Here is an 18,151-nt window from a genome sequence, read left to right as displayed (position 1 = left end):
CTCGCTGTCCGGTTCGGATTCGTCACTTGAACCGGATGGCCCGCCGATTCCTGACAGGAACCGAAGTGATACACGTCACACCGTGAGCACGGGCTCCCCATGGTCGGCCGCCGCCCATTGCTCGGTCGCGCGTTCGAGCTTGTCGGGGTTCGCCTGGGTACGGCAGGCGATGATGCCCTCGCCGGTGACCTCCAGGCACATGATGGCGACGACCCGGCCTTGAACGACGGCCACAACGGCGGGTTCGCCATTGGCGGCCCAGGCGTATATCTCGGACGAGCCGCCGACGATGGCGCGCTTGGCCTCCGTGGGCTCCAACAGGGCCCGCACGAACCCCGCGACCGCGACGGCTCCCTCGAACGCCCTGGTGCGGGCCGGGACCTTCCCTCCGCCATCGCCGATGGAGATGGCGTCCTTGGTGAGCAGGCGTACGAGCTCATCGGTCCGGCCACTGGTGGCGGCCGCAAGGAACCCCTCGACGATCCGACAGGCGGCGGCCTCGTCGACTTCGCTGCGGGCCTTGCCGTAAGCGACATGCTTCTTGGCACGGTGAAAGATCTGCTGGCTGGCGGCCTCGGTGATGCCGAGGATCTCGGCGATCTCTCGGTGCGGGTAGTCGAAGGCCTCCCGCAGCACGTACACGGCCCGTTCGTTGGGAGACAGGCGCTCCATGAGGGTGAGGACCGCGTAGGAGACCGACTCGCGCTGCTCAGCGGTGTCGGCCGGGCCGAGCATCGGGTCCCCCGCGAGCAGCGGCTCGGGAAGCCATCGGCCCACGTAGGTCTCGCGGCGTGCCCGCGCGGAGGCGATCTGGTTGAGACACAGGTTGGTGAGTACCTTCGTCAGCCATGCCTCGGGGACCTCGACGCGGTCGACGTCGGCGGCCTGCCAGCGCAAGAACGTCTCCTGCACGACGTCCTCCGCCTCGTCCGCGGAGCCGAGGAGACGGTAGGCGATGGCCTCCAGACGGGGCCTCGACAGCTCGAACCGATCGACGTCATCCCTCGTCAAAGGCATGATTCAATCATAATCTCCCGCAGCGCCCCCAACTGGCGGTCGGGGCCTGCGCCTGATCCCCTCATGGTTCTGCGCGACCACGCCCGTGGTCCAGGCCGGCACCGACCTGCCACCCGCGCTCCCCGCTCCCGCCGTGCCGGCCACCGACGACCTCAGCCTCCAAGCCCCCCACGTCACAAACAGCGCCCCATGCCCAGCCGGGAGGGTGGCGGTATCGGGGGTCACGTTGGTTTCTTCGGGTGTGTCCTTGCGCCGCGGAGCCTCCGGGCCAGGGTGGGGATCATCACCGTCGCGGGGACGAGGTGTAGGCCGAGGAGGGCGGCGGTGGTGGCGGTGTCCGCCCCGGACAGAAGGGGCGGTATCAGTGAGATCGCGGTCAGTGACACTGCCGTCCACATGAATCGTTCGGCGGGGCGCGCGCTCCAGCGAAGAAGAGCGGCGGCGATGACGACGCCAGCGCCCGAGAAGAAGCCGGTCACCACGGCGAACCCGGGCAACGGGATGGTCTCGCCACCATCGGGGACCTCGAAGGCGACGCCCACGGCCTGGGCAAGCGCAGCGGCGAGGGTGGTGGCCGCCATCGCTGCGAGCGTGGCAACGAAGCCGGTGCCAGCGAGCCTGCGGAACCGGTGGGTGTGGCTGGTCCGGCCCGATGCCGGGCCTGCGACGACCCCGGTGTCGTTCATGCTGTTCACGTCGTTCCTCCACATTCGGTGACTGGCGTACGGGGTGTTTCGGCCGGCATGTGACGGTCCTGGCCTCGGGGTGACAATGCGCACCCTCGCCGTGCGGCGGCCCGGGTTCCGCAGGGCGCGGACGCCGGTGCCGCGGAGCCAGAACCCGGCGTCGCGTCCGAGGACCGGCCCGGGCTCGCCGTCGCGCAACTCCAGCTGCACCCGCCCGCGGGTGACGACGCCGAACGCGTCGCGCCACTCCGCCGCGACCACCGCGACACGCGCGCCCCCGCGCAGCGCGAGCGTCCGCACCGGGACTACTCCGTGCCGTCCGCCGGCAGGCGCTCCGGCAGCCCGAGCCGCGGGAACCGGTCGTCGTGGAAGGTGACGATCTCGGTGATCGCCCCGCCGCTGACGCGCAGGACGTCGATCGTCAGCGGCAGGTAGGCGCCCTCCCGCTCCCGCCAGAGGTAGAAGGCGACGGCGGGCTGACGGTTCACGGAGGTGGCGACGGCGCGCAGGCCCTTCATGCCCTCGAAGCCGTCCTCGACCCAGTCGTGCACCACCGCGTCGCGGCCGACGTGCAGGCCCGGCGTGGGCGGCATCGAGCACCGGACGTCGTCCCGCAGCAGTGCGGCGAGCCCGTCGACGTCCGTGGCCACGCTGGCCTCGGTGAAGCGGCGCACCACCTCGCGCGTCCCGGCGTCCTCCTCGCCGCCGGTCCAGTCCTGCCGCTCGGCGGGCAGGTGCTCACGCATGCCGGCGCGGGCCCGCTGCAGCGCGCTGTTCACGGAGTTGACGGAGGCCCCGAGAAGCTCCGCGACCTCCTTGGCCGGCCAACCGAGCACGTCCCGCAGGATCAGCACGGCCCGCGGGCGCGGCGCGAGGTGCTGGACCGCGACCAGGTACGCCAGCTCGATCGTCTCCCGCGCGACGGCGACGGTCTCCGGCTCGTCCGCGCCGCCCGCGGGCAGCTCGTCGAGCAGCCGGTCCGGGTAGGGCTGCAGCCACGGCACCTCGCCGCCGGTCGCGGGCTCCGGGCGGCGCTTGGCGAGCAGGTCCAGGCAGGCGTTGGTGGCGATCCGGTACAGCCAGGCCCGGAAGGTCGACCGCCCCTCGAAGGTCTCCCGCCGCCGCCAGGCGCGCAGGAACGTCTCCTGCACGGTGTCCTCGGCGTCCTCGAACGACCCGAGCATCCGGTAGCAGTGCACGTGCAGCTCCCGCCGGTGCCGCTCCGCCAGCCCCGAGAACGCCGGCTCGTCGACCTCGCCCGGACCGCTCACGCCCAGTTCCTCCAGCCGCGTGTCCGCACTCATCACGTCGTCCTTCCCTCTCGTCGTGTCCCGTCACAGGTGTGACGGGTGCGGGCGCGAGAACTCATCACCAGGGTCGGTCGGCGTGGCTGCGCGTCCTGGTCACAGCGTTCTCATCCTTGGTGTGCCGCCGCCGCGCTCCGTAGAGCCGAGGGTCAGGATCTTCCGCCGGCTCCCTTGAGATGCGAAGCTCGTTGCGGCGCCCTCGCCCCTCGCCGGCGAACGCTCGGCCCTGCGCGGAATGGAGATCGGCCAGTGAAGCTGGATGTGCAACTGGACGGGCGGCCGGACGAGGCGGCCCAGCGCGCCCGCGCGCTGATCGCCGCCGGGGTGGACGGCCTGTTCACGTTCGAGGGCCCGCACGATGTGTTCCTGCCACTGATCGTCGCGGCCGGCTCGTCGGACGTACCGCCGACCGACCTGATGACCAACGTCGCGATCGCGATCCCCCGCAGCCCGATGAACCTGGCCAACATGGCCTACGACCTGCAACTGCTCAGCAAGGGCCGGTTCCGGCTCGGACTGGGCTCGCAGATCAGGCCGCACATCGAGAAGCGGTACGGCTCGACCTGGAGCAGGCCGGCCGCCCGGATGCGCGAGGCGGTGCTCGCGGTGAAGGCGATCCTGAACTCGTGGCAGGACGGCACCCCGCTCGATTTCCGCGGCGAGTTCACCAGGCACACCCTGATGCCCGCGACGTTCGTCCCCGGACCGAACCCGTACGGCGTTCCGCCGGTCCTGCTCGGCGCGCTGGGCCCGGTGATGACCCGGACCGCGGCCGAGGTCGCCGACGGACTGCTGGTGATGCCGTTCCACAGCCGTCGGCATTTCCGCGAGCGCACTCTCCCGGCTGTGGCCGAAGGCCTGGAACTGGCGGGTCGCGACCGGATCGACCTGTACCCGCAGGCGATCGTCGCGATGGGCGACACCCGCGAGGAGATCGAGGCCGCGAGCTTCGGAGTGAAGGCACTGCTGGCGTTCTACGGTTCGACCCCGGCGTACAGGCCGGTCCTGGACATCGAGGGGTGGGGCGACCTGCAACCCGATCTGAACGCGCTGTCCAAGACCGGCGACATCATGAAGATGATCGGTCTGATCGACGACACGATGATGCGGACCCTGGCGGTGGTCGGGACGCCGGCCGAGTGCGCCGGCGAGATCAAAGACCGGTTCGGCGACGTGGCCGAGCGGGTCTGCGCCTATTTCCCCGGATCGACGCATCCGGAAGAGACGATCGCCGCCCTGGCGGTCTCCCTTGCGTGATGCCCGCGATCAGGAGTCGTCGGAATCTCGCCCGTAATTCGCCGGCCTCACGCCGTTGAGGAGGATGCGGGCCGTCTTGGCGACCCAGTCCGGTGTGAGGCCGTCCGGGCCCCTGGTCAGCGTTGCGGCCAGGGCGGAGCCGATGACCATCTCCAGCATCACGAGCGCGTCGACCTCGGCGTCGAGCTCTCCGCTTCTGACGGCCGCGGCGAGGGTGGTGTCGAGCCCGCGCCATCCCCCCGCGGAGAATCGTTCGAGGAGGCGTTGGTGGATGACCGGGTCGGTCGCGGCTTCGGCTATCAGGCCGGGTACGGCGATCCGGGCCAAGGGAGTGGTCAGGAGTTCCGCAGTCCGTCTCACCAGTTCGTGCAGATCTTCGGCGAATGAGCCTGTCCGGGGCGCGGCGGCGGTGACGCCGTCCCGGAAGGTCGCCTCGTGGACGAGGTGGGCCTTGCTGGGCCAGCGTCGGTAGACCGCGGGCCGGGATGTTCCGGCGCGGTCGGCGATGGCGGCCACGGTCAGTTCGGCGTAGCCGACCTCTGCCAGCAGCTCGGCGGCGGCGCTCAGAACGGCGTCGTCGATGCGGGCGTCACGGGGTCTTCCTGAGGGGTTGTTCATTTTCGAGCAGAGTGTAACGTAACTGCCGTGCAGCAGCCCGGGAGCGAGCTCGTCGAGTTGTCGGACGTCATCGATGCGCGGTACGGCGGCAAGGCCCTCGGCCTCGCGACGCTCGCCGCCGCCGGATTCTCGGTGCCGGCCGCGTTCGTCCTCGCGAACGCCGACGCCGCCGCCCTTCCCACCGGGCTCGAAGCGCGCTACGCCCGGATGGCCGCCTCGGGAAAGGCGGTCGCGGTGCGCTCCTCGGCCTCGGGCGAGGACGGTGCCGAGAGCTCCTTCGCCGGTCAGTACGAGTCGGTTCTGGGGGTCGACGGATACGACGAACTCCTCGCCGCGATCCGGCACTGCGCGGCCTCCGCGTCTTCGGAGCGTGCGACCGCCTACCGGTCGGCCGCCGGCATCACCGGCGCGATGCACCTGGTGGTCCAGGAGATGGTCGACGCGCGCGCCGCCGGGGTCGTGTTCACCGCGGATCCGGCGAGCGGTCGGCGCGACCTCTGCGTGGTCGACGCGGTCCCCGGCCTGGCGGAGTCGCTGGTCGACGGCTCCGCGAGCTCCGACCACTACGAGGTCGACCGCTCCGGGCGGATCGTGGACCGCCAGATCGCGTCGAGTCCGGCGCTCGTCGATGACGAGGTCATGGCCGTCGCGGCCGGCGCCCGGGCCGCGGAGGCGCGCTGGGGGGCGCCCCTGGACCTCGAATGGGCGATCGACCGGACCGGCGAGATCCGCTGGCTTCAGGCGCGGCCGATCACCACCCTGCCCGGGGACCTGAGCGAGATGGACAGCACGGTGGCCGGCGAGGACCACGTCTACACCCGGTGCAACATCGGCGAGATGATGCCCGGCGCCTTCTGCCCGCTCACGGCGTCCGTGAGCGGGCGGGCGATCGAGTACGCGATGCAGATGGTCCAGGTCACCGCCGGTTTCCAGGACACCTACCAGAAGGACCACTGGCTGCAGCTCGGCTACTTCTCCGGTCACCTGTTCCTCAACATGACCGAGGGCACGGCCCTGAGCTCGGGCATCCTGGGCAACTCGCTCGAGCAGTACTCGCTCTCGATAGCCGGCAGGGTGGTGGACGAGCTGGTGCCGAAGCCGCCGAAGCCGTTCGTCCGCCGCCTGGTCAACACCGTCCGGCTGACCACGTTCACGCTCTCGGCGGGACGGGCGATCCGCCGCCTGGACCGCGACCTGGCGCGGTTCGAGGCGCCGTCCGCGGCGGAGCCGACGGCCCTGCTCACCGAGCTCGACGCCGCGGTCGCGCTGTACGACGAGGCCACCCTCACCCACGTCCGGTCCTCCGCGCGCTCCGCCGTCGCCGCGAACGTGCTCGAGCAGACGGTGGTGCGCGAAGCGGTCCGCGCGGGCCGAAGCGAAGACGAGGGCCGCTCCCGGGCCGCCCTACTGCTGGTCGGCGCCACCAACATCGAGAGCGCCGTCATGCTGGAGCACCTGGACGACGTGGTGGCCCGGCTGGCCGCGGACGGGACGGAGGCCGAGGCGTTCCTCGAACGGGACGCCGCCGAGGCCGTGAGCCGGCTGACCGGAGCAGGTGGTCCGATCAGCCGCGCGTTCAACGGCTTCCTGCGGCGCCATGGCCATCGGGGCTACCGGGAGTTGTGCATGCGCGATCCGTCGTGGGGGGACGACCCGGAGGGTCTGGGCACGATCATGCAGGCCATGCTCCGGGCCCGTCTTCTCACCGGCGACGAGGTCCGTGCGGCCCCGTCCGTGCCGGAAGGCGTTTCCCGGGCGGTGCGGGTGCTGGCCCGGCTTGCGCGGGCCGGGGCACGCGGGCGCGAGGCCACCAAGTCGCGCATGGTCCTGGTCGCCCACCGGCTCGGCCGCGGCTATCGCCTGCTGGGCGAGCAGCTGGCCGCGACGGGGCGGCTGCCCGACGCGGACCTGGTGTTCTTCTTCGACCGGTCGGAGCTGCCGGACCTGCTGGGCACCGACGACGCCGGGGACCTGGTCGACCGCGCCGAGGCGCGCCGGGCGGCGCTCGCGTTCCAGGCCCGGCTGGAATTCCCGGACGTCAGCGTCGGCAAGCCCGTCCCGACGCGGCCGAAGCCCCCGGAACCCGTCGAGGGCGGTGTGATCTCCGGCCGTTCCGCGTGCGGCGGTGTCGTCGAGGGGACGGTCCGGGTCGCGACCACGATCGCGCAAGCCCGGGATCTGCGCCCCGGTGAGGTCCTGGTCGCCCCCGTGACGGACGTCGGGTGGACCCCCTACTTCACCCTGATCGCCGCGCTCGTCACCGACATCGGCAGCTCGGTCTCCCATGGCGCGGTCGTCGCCCGCGAGTACGGGCTTCCCTGCGTGGTCAACACCCAGGGCGCCACCCGCGTGCTCTGCACCGGCGACCGGGTCCGGGTCGACGGCGACCGCGGCACCGTGACGCTGCTGGACCACGCCTCCGTCCCGTCCTCTCCCACCAGCGCATGAAGCGACCCGGAGGTCTCACCGTGCCCGAGGTACCTGGCGTGTTCCCGCTCGACGAGTTTCCGATCCACCAGATCCCCGCCCCCATCGAGTGGGTCGGCAGCGACCGGAACTTCTACGACCGGTCGTACTGGAACGCCCACGACCGCACCGGCGACATCATGATGATCACCGGGATCGGCTACTACCCGAACCTCGGCACCAAGGACGCGTTCCTCCTGGTCCGACGCGGCGACCGGCAGACGGCACTGCATTTCGGCGACCGGCTGGACAGCGACCGGCTCAACCAGCACTGCGGCAACTACCGGATCGAGGTCATCGAGCCGCTCGCGACGTCCCGGCTGGTCATCGAGGAGACCGAGGGCATCTCGCTCGACCTGACCTGGCGCGGGCTCTTCCCGGCGATTCCCGAGCAGCGGCACGTCATGCGGGCGGGCGGTCACCGCGCGACGCTCGACGCGCAGCGTTTCGCCCAGGTCGGATCCTGGGAGGGCAGCCTCATCATCGACGGCCGGGAGTACGACGTCACTCCGGACACCTGGCGCGGCACCCGGGACCGCTCCTGGGGCATCCGGCCGGTCGGTGAGGGCGAACCGGCGGGCGCGCCCGGGCGACCGCCGTTCGACGGGATGTGGTGGCTCTACGTCCCCATCGCCTTCGACGACTTCGCCATGGTGATCATCATCCAGGAGGAGCCCGACGGGCGCCGCATCCTCAACGACTGCAACCGCGTCTGGCCGGACGGAAGGATCGAGCAGCTCGGTTGGCCGCTCGTCACCACGAGATACCGCCCCGGCACTCGCACGCCGCTGACCGGCACGATCGGTCTTCGCCTCCCCGACGGGACCGACGTCCGCGTCGAACTCGAATCTCTCCTGCCCACCGCCATCCACGTCGGCGGAGGATACGGCGGCGACTCCGACTGGGCGCACGGCCAGTGGCGGGGCGAAGGATGGAGCGAGCGCGTCACCTACGACATGACCGACCCACAGGTCGTCGGACGTATCCCCTTCGGCCTGACCGACAGCGTCGGACGAGCGGTCTGGCACGAAGAAGGCAGAGCACCACTCGAGGGCTGGGGCTTGTACGAGCACGGCGTCATCGGCGTCCACCGGCCCTCCGGCTTCCACGACTGGCTCACCAACGCCCCATAAGCCGCCTTCGGCACGCACCGCACACGCCGAAATGGCATCCCCCGGTGCCGGGTGACGCTCGCAGCCACCATGGTGGGAGGCTTGCATTTCTGATTTGTTCGGTTGCTCCGATGAGTACACGACCTCGTCATGGTCGCCGAATCGCGCCGCCGGGAGAGGCGGTTCACCTCCCTGCACGAGCACCTCGGCCTCGTCACCCCGGCGGCCGCCTGGACTTGCATTCTCTCGATGGCCTAGTTCGTCCCTCGTCGCGGTCGGCATCCGCGAGGGCCTGACCGCTGCCCGCGCCGGCGGGCGCTCCACCGGAGTCGATGACACTCGATGCGCGCGGCCGCGTACGGGTCTCCCGGCGGGCGCGCACACGGTGCGGATGTCATTCATGGTGCGGAGGTTTGTCCTGGCCAGAGGGGGTAGGGGCTGCGCGTCGGCTCCTTCAGCCCGCCGGGGCGTCAGGAATGAGGAGGCGACACCGGGGGTGGCGGTGCGAGTACGTTGGCGGCGCCGCGCGCGTGCGGTGCGCTGGCCGGTGGGCATGGGCCTCGCCGCGTGGCGGTGGTTGCGGCGTTCTCGCCGGGTGTCGCGGCGCAGGCTGCCTCCGAAGCCGGCCTCGGAGGTCGGCCGGATGCCACGTCACGGCGGGAATCCGCTGCAGAAGTCTCAACAGGGCGTCGGACCCGCCTATCGACGTCGTTACACGGTCCATATCTCCGGCAGCCCGCTGAACGCAGCTCAGCTGATGGAGCGCCTGAGCGGCGATCTCAACGCCGCCTCGCCGGTGGAGGTCGCCGTCTTCGACAAGACCTCGGGGGCCTCCCGAACTCTGGCAGTAGGGGACGAATACGTCGTCCACATGCCGGGACCGTGGAACTGCCCGGTCCGGGTGGTGGATCAAACACCGGTGTCGTTTCGGTTCGCCACCCTGAGCGGGCATATGGAGGCCGGCGAGATCGAGTTCCAGGCCAGGGACACCGAGGAAGGCGGCCTGGTGTTCACGATCGAGTCCAGGGCGCGAAGCGGCGACCGGCTGGCGGCGATCCTTTACGACAAGATCGGCATCGCGAAGGAAATGCAGCTTCACATGTGGACGCATTTCTGCGGCCGGATCGCCGAGATGTCCGGTGGCTGCATGATCGGTGACGTGGACGTCCAGACCGAGCGGACGGCCGCCTCCGAACCAGGGCGGCGAGGGCTCGCCGGCCGCGCGGTCACCGCGGTGTTCGTGCGGACCTTCGCTCTGGCCGCACGGCTGCGCGACCGCCCCCTGCACCCCAGGGGACTGGTGCTGGACGCCACCCTGGTTCTGCACGGGACGCCTAGTTACTGGGGGGTTCCATTCCTGGACGACCGCGCCGAGTTGCAGGGTCAGGTGCGGCTTTCCCGCGCGGTGGGCCTGCCGCCCGCGCTACCGGACATACTCGGCCTGGCACTGCGCTGGCGACAGTCGCGGGCCGGTGATGCGAAGCCGGCGACCACCGCGGAACTGCTGCTGGCCACGACCGGGAGCAGCCCTCTCGGCCGCCATCTGCTGCGGCCCGCGGCCAGGTGGAGCCCGGCCTTCTACGGTTCCCTGCTGGCATACCGGACCGGTGACCGCCGGGTTCTGCTAGGCGCGGTCGCGCGGCATTCCCCGGACATCCCGGCCGGCCTTTCGGCGCTCGTGCGCGCCGTAGAGCGGCGACCACTGCTGCTCGACCTGGTGGTGGCGACCGAGTTCGGCGCATGGGAGCGGTTCGGGGAACTGCGCCTTCGCCTGCCCGCAAGACACGAGGGAAGGTCCGTGGCGCGGTTCAACCCTGATCGCCACCCCATCGAAGGACTCGCCCCCGCCGGGCTGCTGCAGCAGGTGCGCGGCCCGACCTACACCACCGTGCAGCGCATGGCCCGCCGCGCCGGAGCCGCGCGCCTCGAACGGCGCCGGAGGCCGGAGAGAACGTTTCTATGAGAAGGAGCTCACGCGTCCAGCGTCGAATGCGGCGGCTGTACGCCGGCTTGAACGAACTGCCCCTCAACTTCGATCCGGACCAGCACGACATCAGGCGCCCGGAGAGCGGCTGGAATGTCGATGACTACCGGCAGCCGCTGCCGGCGGAGCCGCCCGGCCCGCCGGTCCCCGGAGGCAGCTGGGAGATCGCCCGGCACCTTGTGCGGGACTACGAGTACGCCGACCCGGCCATCATCCGGCAGATCTGCCGTTCGGGACCGCCGGAGACGGGCCGGAACATGCTGCTCGAAGGCCGGTTCTACGGACTGCGTTTCTACCTCGGCCTCCGTGTGGGAGGCGTCGTCGACGGAGTCGTCGAGCAGGACGGACGTCAGATGCGGGTCTGGGGCTGGAACTACCGGACTCTGGAGGGACACCTCGAACGCGGCCAGATGGACCAGGAGGTCCGTAAATGGCTGGACACGGGCGAAGTCGAATTCCACGTCCACGGCTTCTCGCAACGAGCTCCCATCAAGAGTCCCATCGTGCGCCTGGGCTTCATCTTGTTCGGCCGCGCCACGCAGGTCAGGTTCTACAAGCGAGCGTGCAAGCGGATGAAAGCGCAGACCACGGCCGCACTTGCCGCGCGAGGGCAGGCCCTCGAACAGGATCCTCGATGAAGCCGGGGCGTCGGGCGACCTGGCTCGTTCACGGCTTTGGGCGTGCGGTGGGCGGTCAAGTCGCCGTGCCGGCGTGATGCCGTGTCAGGCCGCACCAGCGACCGAATCCGCCGCAGCGCCTCGGGGGCGACCGGTGCGGCAACGCCGCCGGAAGGACCCGGTCCGCCGGCGACCCGCTTGCATCGGCCCTTCGTGATCAAGCTCCGCGTCGATGCCCGCCCTCCTGGCCTCCTCCCCTGCACGGACGTGGTCTTCGGCAGGCACGGCATCCCCATCACCCGCCACCCTCGACCGCGCCGTCGGCCCGCCTCCCCGGTGAAGCCGCCCCCCGCACAGGCGGGGACCCCCGCCGCACCGCTCGCGCAGATACCGCACCATCGGTCCCCGAAACCTCCAGTGATCGAGGTAGATATTCGCGGCGATGTGGGGTACTGTTCCTGTCATCGAAGCGGAACAAGTCCAGCAGGCGCGGCAGAGGACGAACTGCCCGCACAGATGGATGACGCGGGCCGGGCGTGCCGGGGTCGACGCAGTGGAAGGGACCCCGGCAGCCGGCCTCGCGCACGGCGGCCAACGGGCCGCCGGCAGTACGAAGGCAAGTGGCAGCAACACAGGGAACGCAGGAAGAGATAACACGGAAGGAGAGTCTCGGCACCATCGGGATCGCCCGTCGCAGGCAGCTCCAGTCTTGCCGCACGGGTACCGCAGCCCCACGGATTGGACGGTGGTTGACGGTCACGCATCCGCGATCCCCGCGCCTCCGCCCCAGGCGGTTGGCGCGGACGAACAACCGGCCGCAGCGCCGGAAAGATGGTGTTGTACCTCATGGCCCCGGCGCCGCCTTTCGGCGCCGGGGCCCAGTCATTCCCCGCAACGCATCCGGCACCCACATCCAGCACACGGACGGCCAAGACAGTACGGAAGGTTCTGTGAGAGCACCCCAGCCGGTCCAGACCGGCACCCACCCAGCACACCATGACCCGCACCCCGCCCAGCCCCGTCCGGTGCAGGACGCTCCCGGCTCCGAGCCCGACACCGATCTCGACGACAAGCTGGACGATGAGGACTACCCGGCCTACAGCATGGGCCGGGCCGCCGAGATCCTCGGTGTCACCCCCGGGTTCCTGCGCAGCCTGGACGCCGCCAGACTGTTCGTCCCGCAACGCTCGGCCGGCGGCCACCGCCGCTACTCCCGCTACCAGCTGCGCCTTGCCCACCGCGCCCGAGACCTGGTCGACCAGGGCACCGCCCTGGACGCGGCCTGCCGCATCATCATCCTGGAAGACCAACTCGCCCAAGCCCAGCACATCAACACCCAACTCCAACAACGGCTCGACCGAGACCGACCAGGCCCCTGAGGGGGATTGGCCCATTGGACCGCCCCACCTCTGCGAGAGCGGGTCGGGAGACCGCCGAGGAATCCGGCGGCTGTGGTCTACCCCCGGCTACGGCGCGTCCGACCCGCCGCCCGGACCCGGATTCGAGATCCCCGACTACGGCCGCGTGCTGGCGGAGGCGGCGGCCGGGATGGGAATGGAGAAGCCGGTACTCGGCGGCGTGCACAGCGGCGCGTCCCTCGCGATCGCGGCCGCGGCCCACCTCCCCGTGGCGGGCCTGATGCTGAGCGGCGTCCCGCTTTTCGACGCCGAGGAGCGGGCCCGCTTCATCGCCGGCTGGACGCCCGAGGCGCCCTTGGACGACCACGGCTCCCAGTTCGCCTGGCCATCGAACGCTACCGGCGCGCCTGGGGCCCCGACCTCCCCCGCGAGCCGCTCCACCTGGCGGTGGTCGAGCTGATGCGCGTCGCGGACCGCTACGACTGGGGCTACCAGGCCGCGTTCCGGTACGACCCGTCCGAGGCGCTCGCGGCGGCGGACGTACCGATCCTCCTGCTCAACGCCGAATCGGACGGGCTCGCGGCCAAGGACGCCGTCGCCCGCGAACTGGCGCGCGACGCCCGCCTCGTCGTCCTGCCGGACCTGCCCGGACAGCCGCATCTCCGGGCCCCCGGCCGCTTCGCCGCAGCGCTGCTGACCTTCGTCCAGGAGGTGAACAGGAACGGTACGGGGTAGTGGACGCGGCCCACGTCTCCTGAGCGAGCCGCCGGCCGTGGCTGGCATGCTCGACACCGGCGCCCCTGATCGTGGGCACCGCGCGAGTTGGAGCCGGCGGCACGCGGTTCAGGGGGCACGCGGTTCAGGGGGCACGCGGTTCAGGGGGCACGCGGTTCAGGGGGCACGGCGCTCCCTCCGGGACCGCCGCGTGTACTCCTGGCCGAGCGCGAACAGCAGCCACGTGAGGGCGGTGGCGTCGTCGACGATTCCGAACGGCAGGAAGACGTCCGGGATCAGGTCGACCGGAGAGACGATGTAGACCACCGCGATCACCATCGCGACGATCTTCCCGGTGGAGGTCCGGTAATAGGCCTGCGCGGCACTGCCGGCCGGGCCGGCACGGCGGCGCCCGCGGAGTCGCACGATGCCTGCGACCGTCAGCACCGCGCCAAGGGCCATGACCGCGGCCCCCGCCACGGTGATGTCGACACCGCCCAGATCACCGTCCGCGGTGAGAGCCGGGACGGCACCCGCGACGACAAGGACGAGTCCGAGCCATACCATGCGCACCTCCGGGGGGACGTGTCCTCCGGTATTACCGTCCCGGACGGTTTCACTCGGCTTCGGGGACGCGGAATCGGCCCTCGCCCATCGGGAACCTGATCCCGAGGACCGCCCCCGTCAGAGGAGGCGCCTGATCTCGCCGTAGGCACGGTAGAAGCCGCCCCGACCGGAGGTGCGGACGCCTTCGACGGCGTAGCGGGCGCCGGGTTGGCGGATCTCTTTGGGGAACTGCACGTTCCAATTCCGCTCGTAGCCCTCGCTGATGACTCGCACGCGGTGCCGGGAACCATCCTGGTAGCACTCCAGAATGACGGCGTCACCGGGCTGGGAGGTGGTTTCGAGCACCGTCACCGGCTGGGCCGTCGGCAGCGACGCGGCGGCCTTCACATCAACGGGTTTGGGGACAGATCCTTGATGGGCAGCATGGATGGCCGTCTCGGAGGCGTCGATGCAGACCAGCGAACCGTCGGTGGTGACGATGTAAACCCGCTCGTCCAAAAACTGCATCGAATATGCCGAGCCGTGACCCGTACCGAGTTTCCACAGACGGGTGCCGACCTCGTCGAAGCAGTAGATGGAGGAGTGGTTGTCGCCGGCGAACACATAGCGCCCGTCAGGCGAGGCCGCGCAGGAGAAGACGGCGGCGTCGCAGCGGTACACCGCTTCGACCTCACCGTTGCCCTTGGCCAGCCGGTAGACGTCGTCATTGCTGGTGGCGGCGTACACCGAACGATTCTCCTGCCAGCCGAACAGCACGCCGCCGCCGACCGGCGTCTGCCAGATCGGCTTGCCGTCGGCCGCCGAATAGCAGGCGACACCACGCGAATGGCCGTGAAAGACGGTGTTGCTCTCGGCGTCGCAGCGCACCATCCACGCCGAGTCGCCGTCGACGTCGCGTGACCATTGGAATTCGTCTTCGTGGTCGACGGCGGTGACGCGGCCGTTGCGGTCGGACACTCCGAGGATGGCGTCGTCGATGTCCAGCCAGTAGATGTCGACATCGGCGGAGATCTCGTAGGCCACGTGCGGGACCTTGCCGCTCATGTCGTACACGCTGCCGTCGTCGCAGCCGGCGTAGATCCAGAAGTCGTCGGCGACGATGCACTTCACCCCGTCGGGCAGCCGGTAATGGCCGGTAACGGTGCCGTGGGTGGTGACGGTGTACACGTCGCCGTTCTGGTTGCCGACCCAGCACCGGTCCTGGTCGACGAAGATGCCGAACGCGGCGGCGCCGGTGGCGAACCGCCACAGCACCGGCGCCTGGTGGGCGGTCGACCTGCTGCTGACCATGGAGCGCCTGCTGACCGGGCGGGCCCGCCGTACGCCCCGCACCGCCGGCGCGTAGCCCTTCCTGGTCTTCTCCGCGATCTTCTTGGCGGCCGCCGCCTCGGCCTTGGCCGCGGTCGCGAAGTCGGACACCTTCGTCTGGCCGGAAGTACCGATCCTTCCGTAGGTAATGGTGACCCGAGTGCCGGAACGTACCACCTCGTAGAACTTGTGAGCGGTGGCGTTGTCTTCGGACAACTCAAGGTACGTGCGGTGCTCCGCCATTCCAGCCTCTCGATCACCTGATGTCGCGAACCCGTTGACTCGGATGTCGCCGACAGTACAGATAGCGTCCGACAGATCTGCGAGAAAGCCGGCTGAGGAGGAAGGCGGGCGAGCGCAGGCTCTCGGCCGGTGCCCAATCGTTGCCGGCCCACGTACTGTCGCGAACGCCGGGCACATGCGTCATGTGAAGCAGCGCGCTCGGCTTCCTTTCTTTCCGCCTTGGGGACTGCCGCGTGGCGCTTCGGCCGGCTTACGGTGTTGGACACCCTGGGTCCGGCACGGAGGGCGGGCGGCATGCGGGAGGACGCGACGGCGCGGAGCGGGCCGAGGAAGGTGCCTTCTCCATGACCAGCGCACCCGAACGGCGATGAGGGGCCCGGCGCCCTCGCGAGTCACGGGAGCGCCGGGCACCTCTCCGCTCGGAGGGCCGCCGGCCGTGTGCTCTCGGTGGACATGAGCGAGCTCGGCGGATGCGGCTGCCGGGTGACATGGGGCTGGCCGAGGAGGCTGTGCGGGACGCGGCCGCCATGCGCGAGCGGCGACGCCGTCGACGTCGTCGCCTGGCTCAAGGAGGAGTCCGACGTACCTCTGCGCTCGCACGGCAGCCTGTCGATGAACCGGGCGCTGATGGCCGCCGGTCTGGTCGACCGCGTCCAGGTGACGCTCTTCCCTGCGATCACCGGTCAGACCGGAGTGGACCCGGTCTTCGGGGGCGCGGCCGACTTCGACCTCGTACTGATCGGGAGCCGGATCCTCGACGGCCACACGCAGGAGCTCATCTACCGGCCCACCCTGCATGCCTGAGTCCTTCCATCCACCCTCGCGCCGGCAGACCCGCGCACACCTGTTCCCCCCGGTGGGGTGGTGCTGAGGAACCCGACGGGGTTAGACGACGCCGGCTTCGGCCAGCCAGCGCCACAGTTCGTCCTGGTGGACGACGGTGACTCCGAGTTTCTCGGCCTTGCCGGTCTTGGCGGCCCCGACGTTGTCTCCTGTGAGCAGGTAGTCGGTGTTGCTCGAAACGGACGAGGCGGTCGTCGCGGCCGCCTGCTCCACCAGGCGCGTGACGTCGGGTCGGCTGATCTTCGCGCCCGAGCGCGGGTCGGTGAACGCGCCGGTGATGACGACCGACCTGCCCTTCAGCGGCGAGTCGCCCGCGGCCGCCGCGTCGAGCGGCCTGTCCTCGGCCAGCACGTCGAGGTCCACACCGCGCTCGCGCAGCGCGGTGATCTCCTCCCGGACCTCCGCGCGGGCGAAGAAGGCCACGATGCTCTCGGCGGCCTTCGGCCCGATGTCGCGGATCGCCACCAGGTCCTCGGCCGTCGCCGCGGCGACGTCCTCGATGCGCTCGTAGCCGGCCAGGCACAGGCGCTTGGCCGTGCCCTCGGACGCCATCGGGATCGCCAGCCCGATCAGCGCGCGCCGCAGTCCCACCTTCTTGGAGGACGCGATCGAGTCGACCATGTTCCTGGCGCTGACCTCGCCCATCCGCTCATAGCCGAGGAGCTGCTCGGTCGTGAGGTCGTAGAAGTCGCTGCGGCGTTTGAGCACGCCGTCCTCGGCGAGCTTCTCGATCCAGACGTCGCCGACGCCCTCCATGTCGGCCGCCTGGCGCGAGGCCCAGTGCATGAGGCGGCGCGTCGCCTGCGCCGGGCACTGCAGGTTCACGCACCAGCGCTCCTCGCCGGTGCCGCGGACCTCCAGTTCGGAGTCGCACGACGGGCAGTGCGTCGGCGGGACGATCTCGACCTCGCTCCCGTCGCGCCGCTCCGGCAGCGAGCGGCCCGCGAACGGGATCACATCGCCGCGCCGCACGACCGCCACCGTGTCGCCGATCCGCAGATCGCGCTCGCGGATCAGCCGGGGGTTGTGCAGGGTGATGTTCTCCACCGTCACACCGCCGACGAACACCGGCGCGACCTTCGCGCGCGGCGGGACGCGGCCGATCTTGCCGACCGGCCACTGGACCGCCAGCAGCGTCGTCAGCTTCTCCTCCGGCGGGTACTTGAACGCGATCGCTCCGCGCGGCTCGGCGCTGTTGAAGCCCGCCGCGTCGAACGCCGCCGGCTCGTGCAGCCGGACGACCGCGCCGTCGATGTCGTAGTCCAGACCGTCGCGGCGGTCGGCGATCTCCTGGATCGCGTCCATGACCTCCTCGGCGCCGGCGCCCACATACTGGGCGACCGACTCGAACCCCGCCGGGACCTCCACGGCGTCGCCGCCGCGATCGGCGCCGAACGCGAAGAACCGCAGCACCCGCTTGGCCTCGGCGGCCGCCTCGGGGTCCTTCAGCACCAGCGTCCCGGCGGCTCCCGACCGTGGGTTGGTCAGTATCCGGTCCGGGTGCGCCTCGTTGTAGGCCGTCCAGACCGACCGCAGCATCACCGCCTCGCCGCGGACCTCGATACGCCCGGGTGCGTCGATCTCGGTCGGCAGACCCGGGATGACGTGGCGCACCTTCTCGGTCACCAGCTCGCCGACCGTGCCGGTGCCGCGCGTGGCGACGTAGTCGAGCCTTCCGTCGGTGTAGACGACGCTGAGGGAGAGCCCGTCGAGCTTCTCCGACACGCGGAAGACCTGGCCGCCGAACCGCTCGCAGAACGTGCGGATCTGCTCCTCGCTGGTCGCCTTGGCCAGCGAGAGCATCGGGCGCGCATGGCGCACGGTCGGGCCGGTCAGCTCCGCCGGCGCGTTGACCTTGCCGAGCGGGCTGTCGGCCGGTTCGAGCTCCGGGTGCTCGGCGACGAGCGCCGCCAGCTCGTCCTTCAACGCGTCGTAGTCGGCGTCCGGCAGCGGGCTGTCGCCGGCGCCGTAGTACAGATCGTTCAGCCTCTTGACCTGAGCGGCCAGCTCGGCGATGCGCTCTCCAACGTCCACCCCTCGATTAAACGCGACGC

General features: G+C 70.6%; 16 protein-coding genes. 9 read left to right on the top strand and 7 right to left on the bottom strand.

From position 1 onward, the window contains the following. Positions 1-75: 75 nt before the first annotated feature. The 3 genes from sigJ to CHC11_RS27270 form a co-directional block, all read right to left on the bottom strand. Complete coding sequence (gene sigJ / locus CHC11_RS27280; protein WP_089314673.1) at positions 76-1,017, bottom strand: RNA polymerase sigma factor SigJ; 942 nt, start codon at positions 1,015-1,017, stop codon at positions 76-78. Positions 1,018-1,238: 221 nt separating this feature from the next. After that, positions 1,239-1,703: a DUF6069 family protein gene (locus CHC11_RS41635; protein WP_245919852.1), complete on the bottom strand. Its 465-nt coding sequence runs from the start codon at positions 1,701-1,703 to the stop codon at positions 1,239-1,241. Positions 1,704-2,008: 305 nt separating this feature from the next. Beyond that, positions 2,009-3,007: an RNA polymerase subunit sigma-70 gene (locus tag CHC11_RS27270; protein ID WP_089314671.1), complete on the bottom strand. Its 999-nt coding sequence runs from the start codon at positions 3,005-3,007 to the stop codon at positions 2,009-2,011. A 252-nt stretch (positions 3,008-3,259) separates the two neighbouring features. Between CHC11_RS27270 and CHC11_RS27265 the strand changes: the two genes are divergently transcribed. Then, positions 3,260-4,267 carry a TIGR03617 family F420-dependent LLM class oxidoreductase gene (locus tag CHC11_RS27265; RefSeq protein ID WP_089314670.1) on the top strand — a complete coding sequence of 336 codons (1,008 nt, stop codon included), beginning with the start codon at positions 3,260-3,262 and terminating at the stop codon, positions 4,265-4,267. A gap of 9 nt (positions 4,268-4,276) precedes the next feature. Here CHC11_RS27265 and CHC11_RS27260 read toward each other — a convergent pair whose 3' ends face one another. Beyond that, positions 4,277-4,885, bottom strand: a complete 609-nt coding sequence (locus CHC11_RS27260; RefSeq protein ID WP_089314669.1) for a TetR/AcrR family transcriptional regulator — start codon at positions 4,883-4,885, stop codon at positions 4,277-4,279. A gap of 27 nt (positions 4,886-4,912) precedes the next feature. On the opposite strand from CHC11_RS27260, the gene CHC11_RS27255 reads away from it, so the two are divergent. The 7 genes from CHC11_RS27255 (at position 4,913) to CHC11_RS27225 (ending at position 13,157) form a co-directional block, all read left to right on the top strand. Further along, positions 4,913-7,333 (top strand): PEP/pyruvate-binding domain-containing protein, encoded by a 2,421-nt coding sequence (locus CHC11_RS27255; protein WP_089314668.1) that lies wholly within the window; start codon positions 4,913-4,915, stop codon positions 7,331-7,333. 20 nt (positions 7,334-7,353) lie between these two features. Then, complete coding sequence (locus CHC11_RS27250; RefSeq protein WP_218826270.1) at positions 7,354-8,484, top strand: Rv3169 family protein; 1,131 nt, start codon at positions 7,354-7,356, stop codon at positions 8,482-8,484. Positions 8,485-8,959: 475 nt separating this feature from the next. Then, the gene (locus tag CHC11_RS27245) at positions 8,960-10,426 is read left to right on the top strand and encodes a DUF1990 family protein (RefSeq protein ID WP_179279022.1); all 1,467 of its coding nucleotides are present in this window, start codon (positions 8,960-8,962) and stop codon (positions 10,424-10,426) included. A gap of 26 nt (positions 10,427-10,452) precedes the next feature. Continuing rightward, a complete protein-coding gene (locus CHC11_RS27240) occupies positions 10,453-11,085 on the top strand; it encodes a DUF1990 family protein (RefSeq protein WP_179279021.1) in 633 nt (210 codons plus the stop codon). Positions 11,086-12,089: 1,004 nt separating this feature from the next. Beyond that, positions 12,090-12,443 (top strand): MerR family transcriptional regulator, encoded by a 354-nt coding sequence (locus CHC11_RS27235; protein ID WP_425427344.1) that lies wholly within the window; start codon positions 12,090-12,092, stop codon positions 12,441-12,443. Positions 12,444-12,618: 175 nt separating this feature from the next. Continuing rightward, the gene (locus CHC11_RS27230; RefSeq protein WP_143227337.1) at positions 12,619-12,882 is read left to right on the top strand and encodes a hypothetical protein; all 264 of its coding nucleotides are present in this window, start codon (positions 12,619-12,621) and stop codon (positions 12,880-12,882) included. After that, on the top strand, positions 12,882-13,157 hold the full coding sequence (locus CHC11_RS27225; RefSeq protein ID WP_143227336.1) for an alpha/beta fold hydrolase: 276 nt from the start codon (positions 12,882-12,884) through the stop codon (positions 13,155-13,157). The genes CHC11_RS27230 and CHC11_RS27225 overlap by 1 nt, the downstream gene beginning before the upstream one ends. 156 nt (positions 13,158-13,313) lie before the next feature. Here the strand turns inward: CHC11_RS27225 and CHC11_RS27220 are convergent, their stop codons facing one another. Together CHC11_RS27220 and CHC11_RS27215 are read right to left on the bottom strand one after the other, a co-directional pair. After that, positions 13,314-13,703 (bottom strand): YkvA family protein, encoded by a 390-nt coding sequence (locus tag CHC11_RS27220; protein WP_089314662.1) that lies wholly within the window; start codon positions 13,701-13,703, stop codon positions 13,314-13,316. Positions 13,704-13,820: 117 nt separating this feature from the next. Continuing rightward, entirely contained in the window at positions 13,821-15,254 is a 1,434-nt protein-coding gene (locus tag CHC11_RS27215; protein WP_089314661.1) for a WGR domain-containing protein, read from the bottom strand. A gap of 453 nt (positions 15,255-15,707) precedes the next feature. Between CHC11_RS27215 and CHC11_RS27210 the strand changes: the two genes are divergently transcribed. Then, on the top strand, positions 15,708-16,058 hold the full coding sequence (locus tag CHC11_RS27210; protein WP_245919838.1) for a dihydrofolate reductase family protein: 351 nt from the start codon (positions 15,708-15,710) through the stop codon (positions 16,056-16,058). Positions 16,059-16,139: 81 nt separating this feature from the next. On the opposite strand, the gene ligA is transcribed toward CHC11_RS27210, so the two are convergent. Beyond that, positions 16,140-18,131, bottom strand: a complete 1,992-nt coding sequence (ligA, locus tag CHC11_RS27205) for an NAD-dependent DNA ligase LigA (protein WP_089314660.1) — start codon at positions 18,129-18,131, stop codon at positions 16,140-16,142. Positions 18,132-18,151: the final 20 nt, after the last annotated feature.

Origin of the sequence: Actinomadura mexicana, assembly GCF_900188105.1 — a bacterium.
In the GTDB taxonomy this organism is placed as follows: Bacteria; Actinomycetota; Actinomycetes; order Streptosporangiales; family Streptosporangiaceae; genus Spirillospora; species Spirillospora mexicana.
Note: the sequence above shows the minus strand (reverse complement) of the source record. Positions and strands in the feature narration are given on the sequence as shown.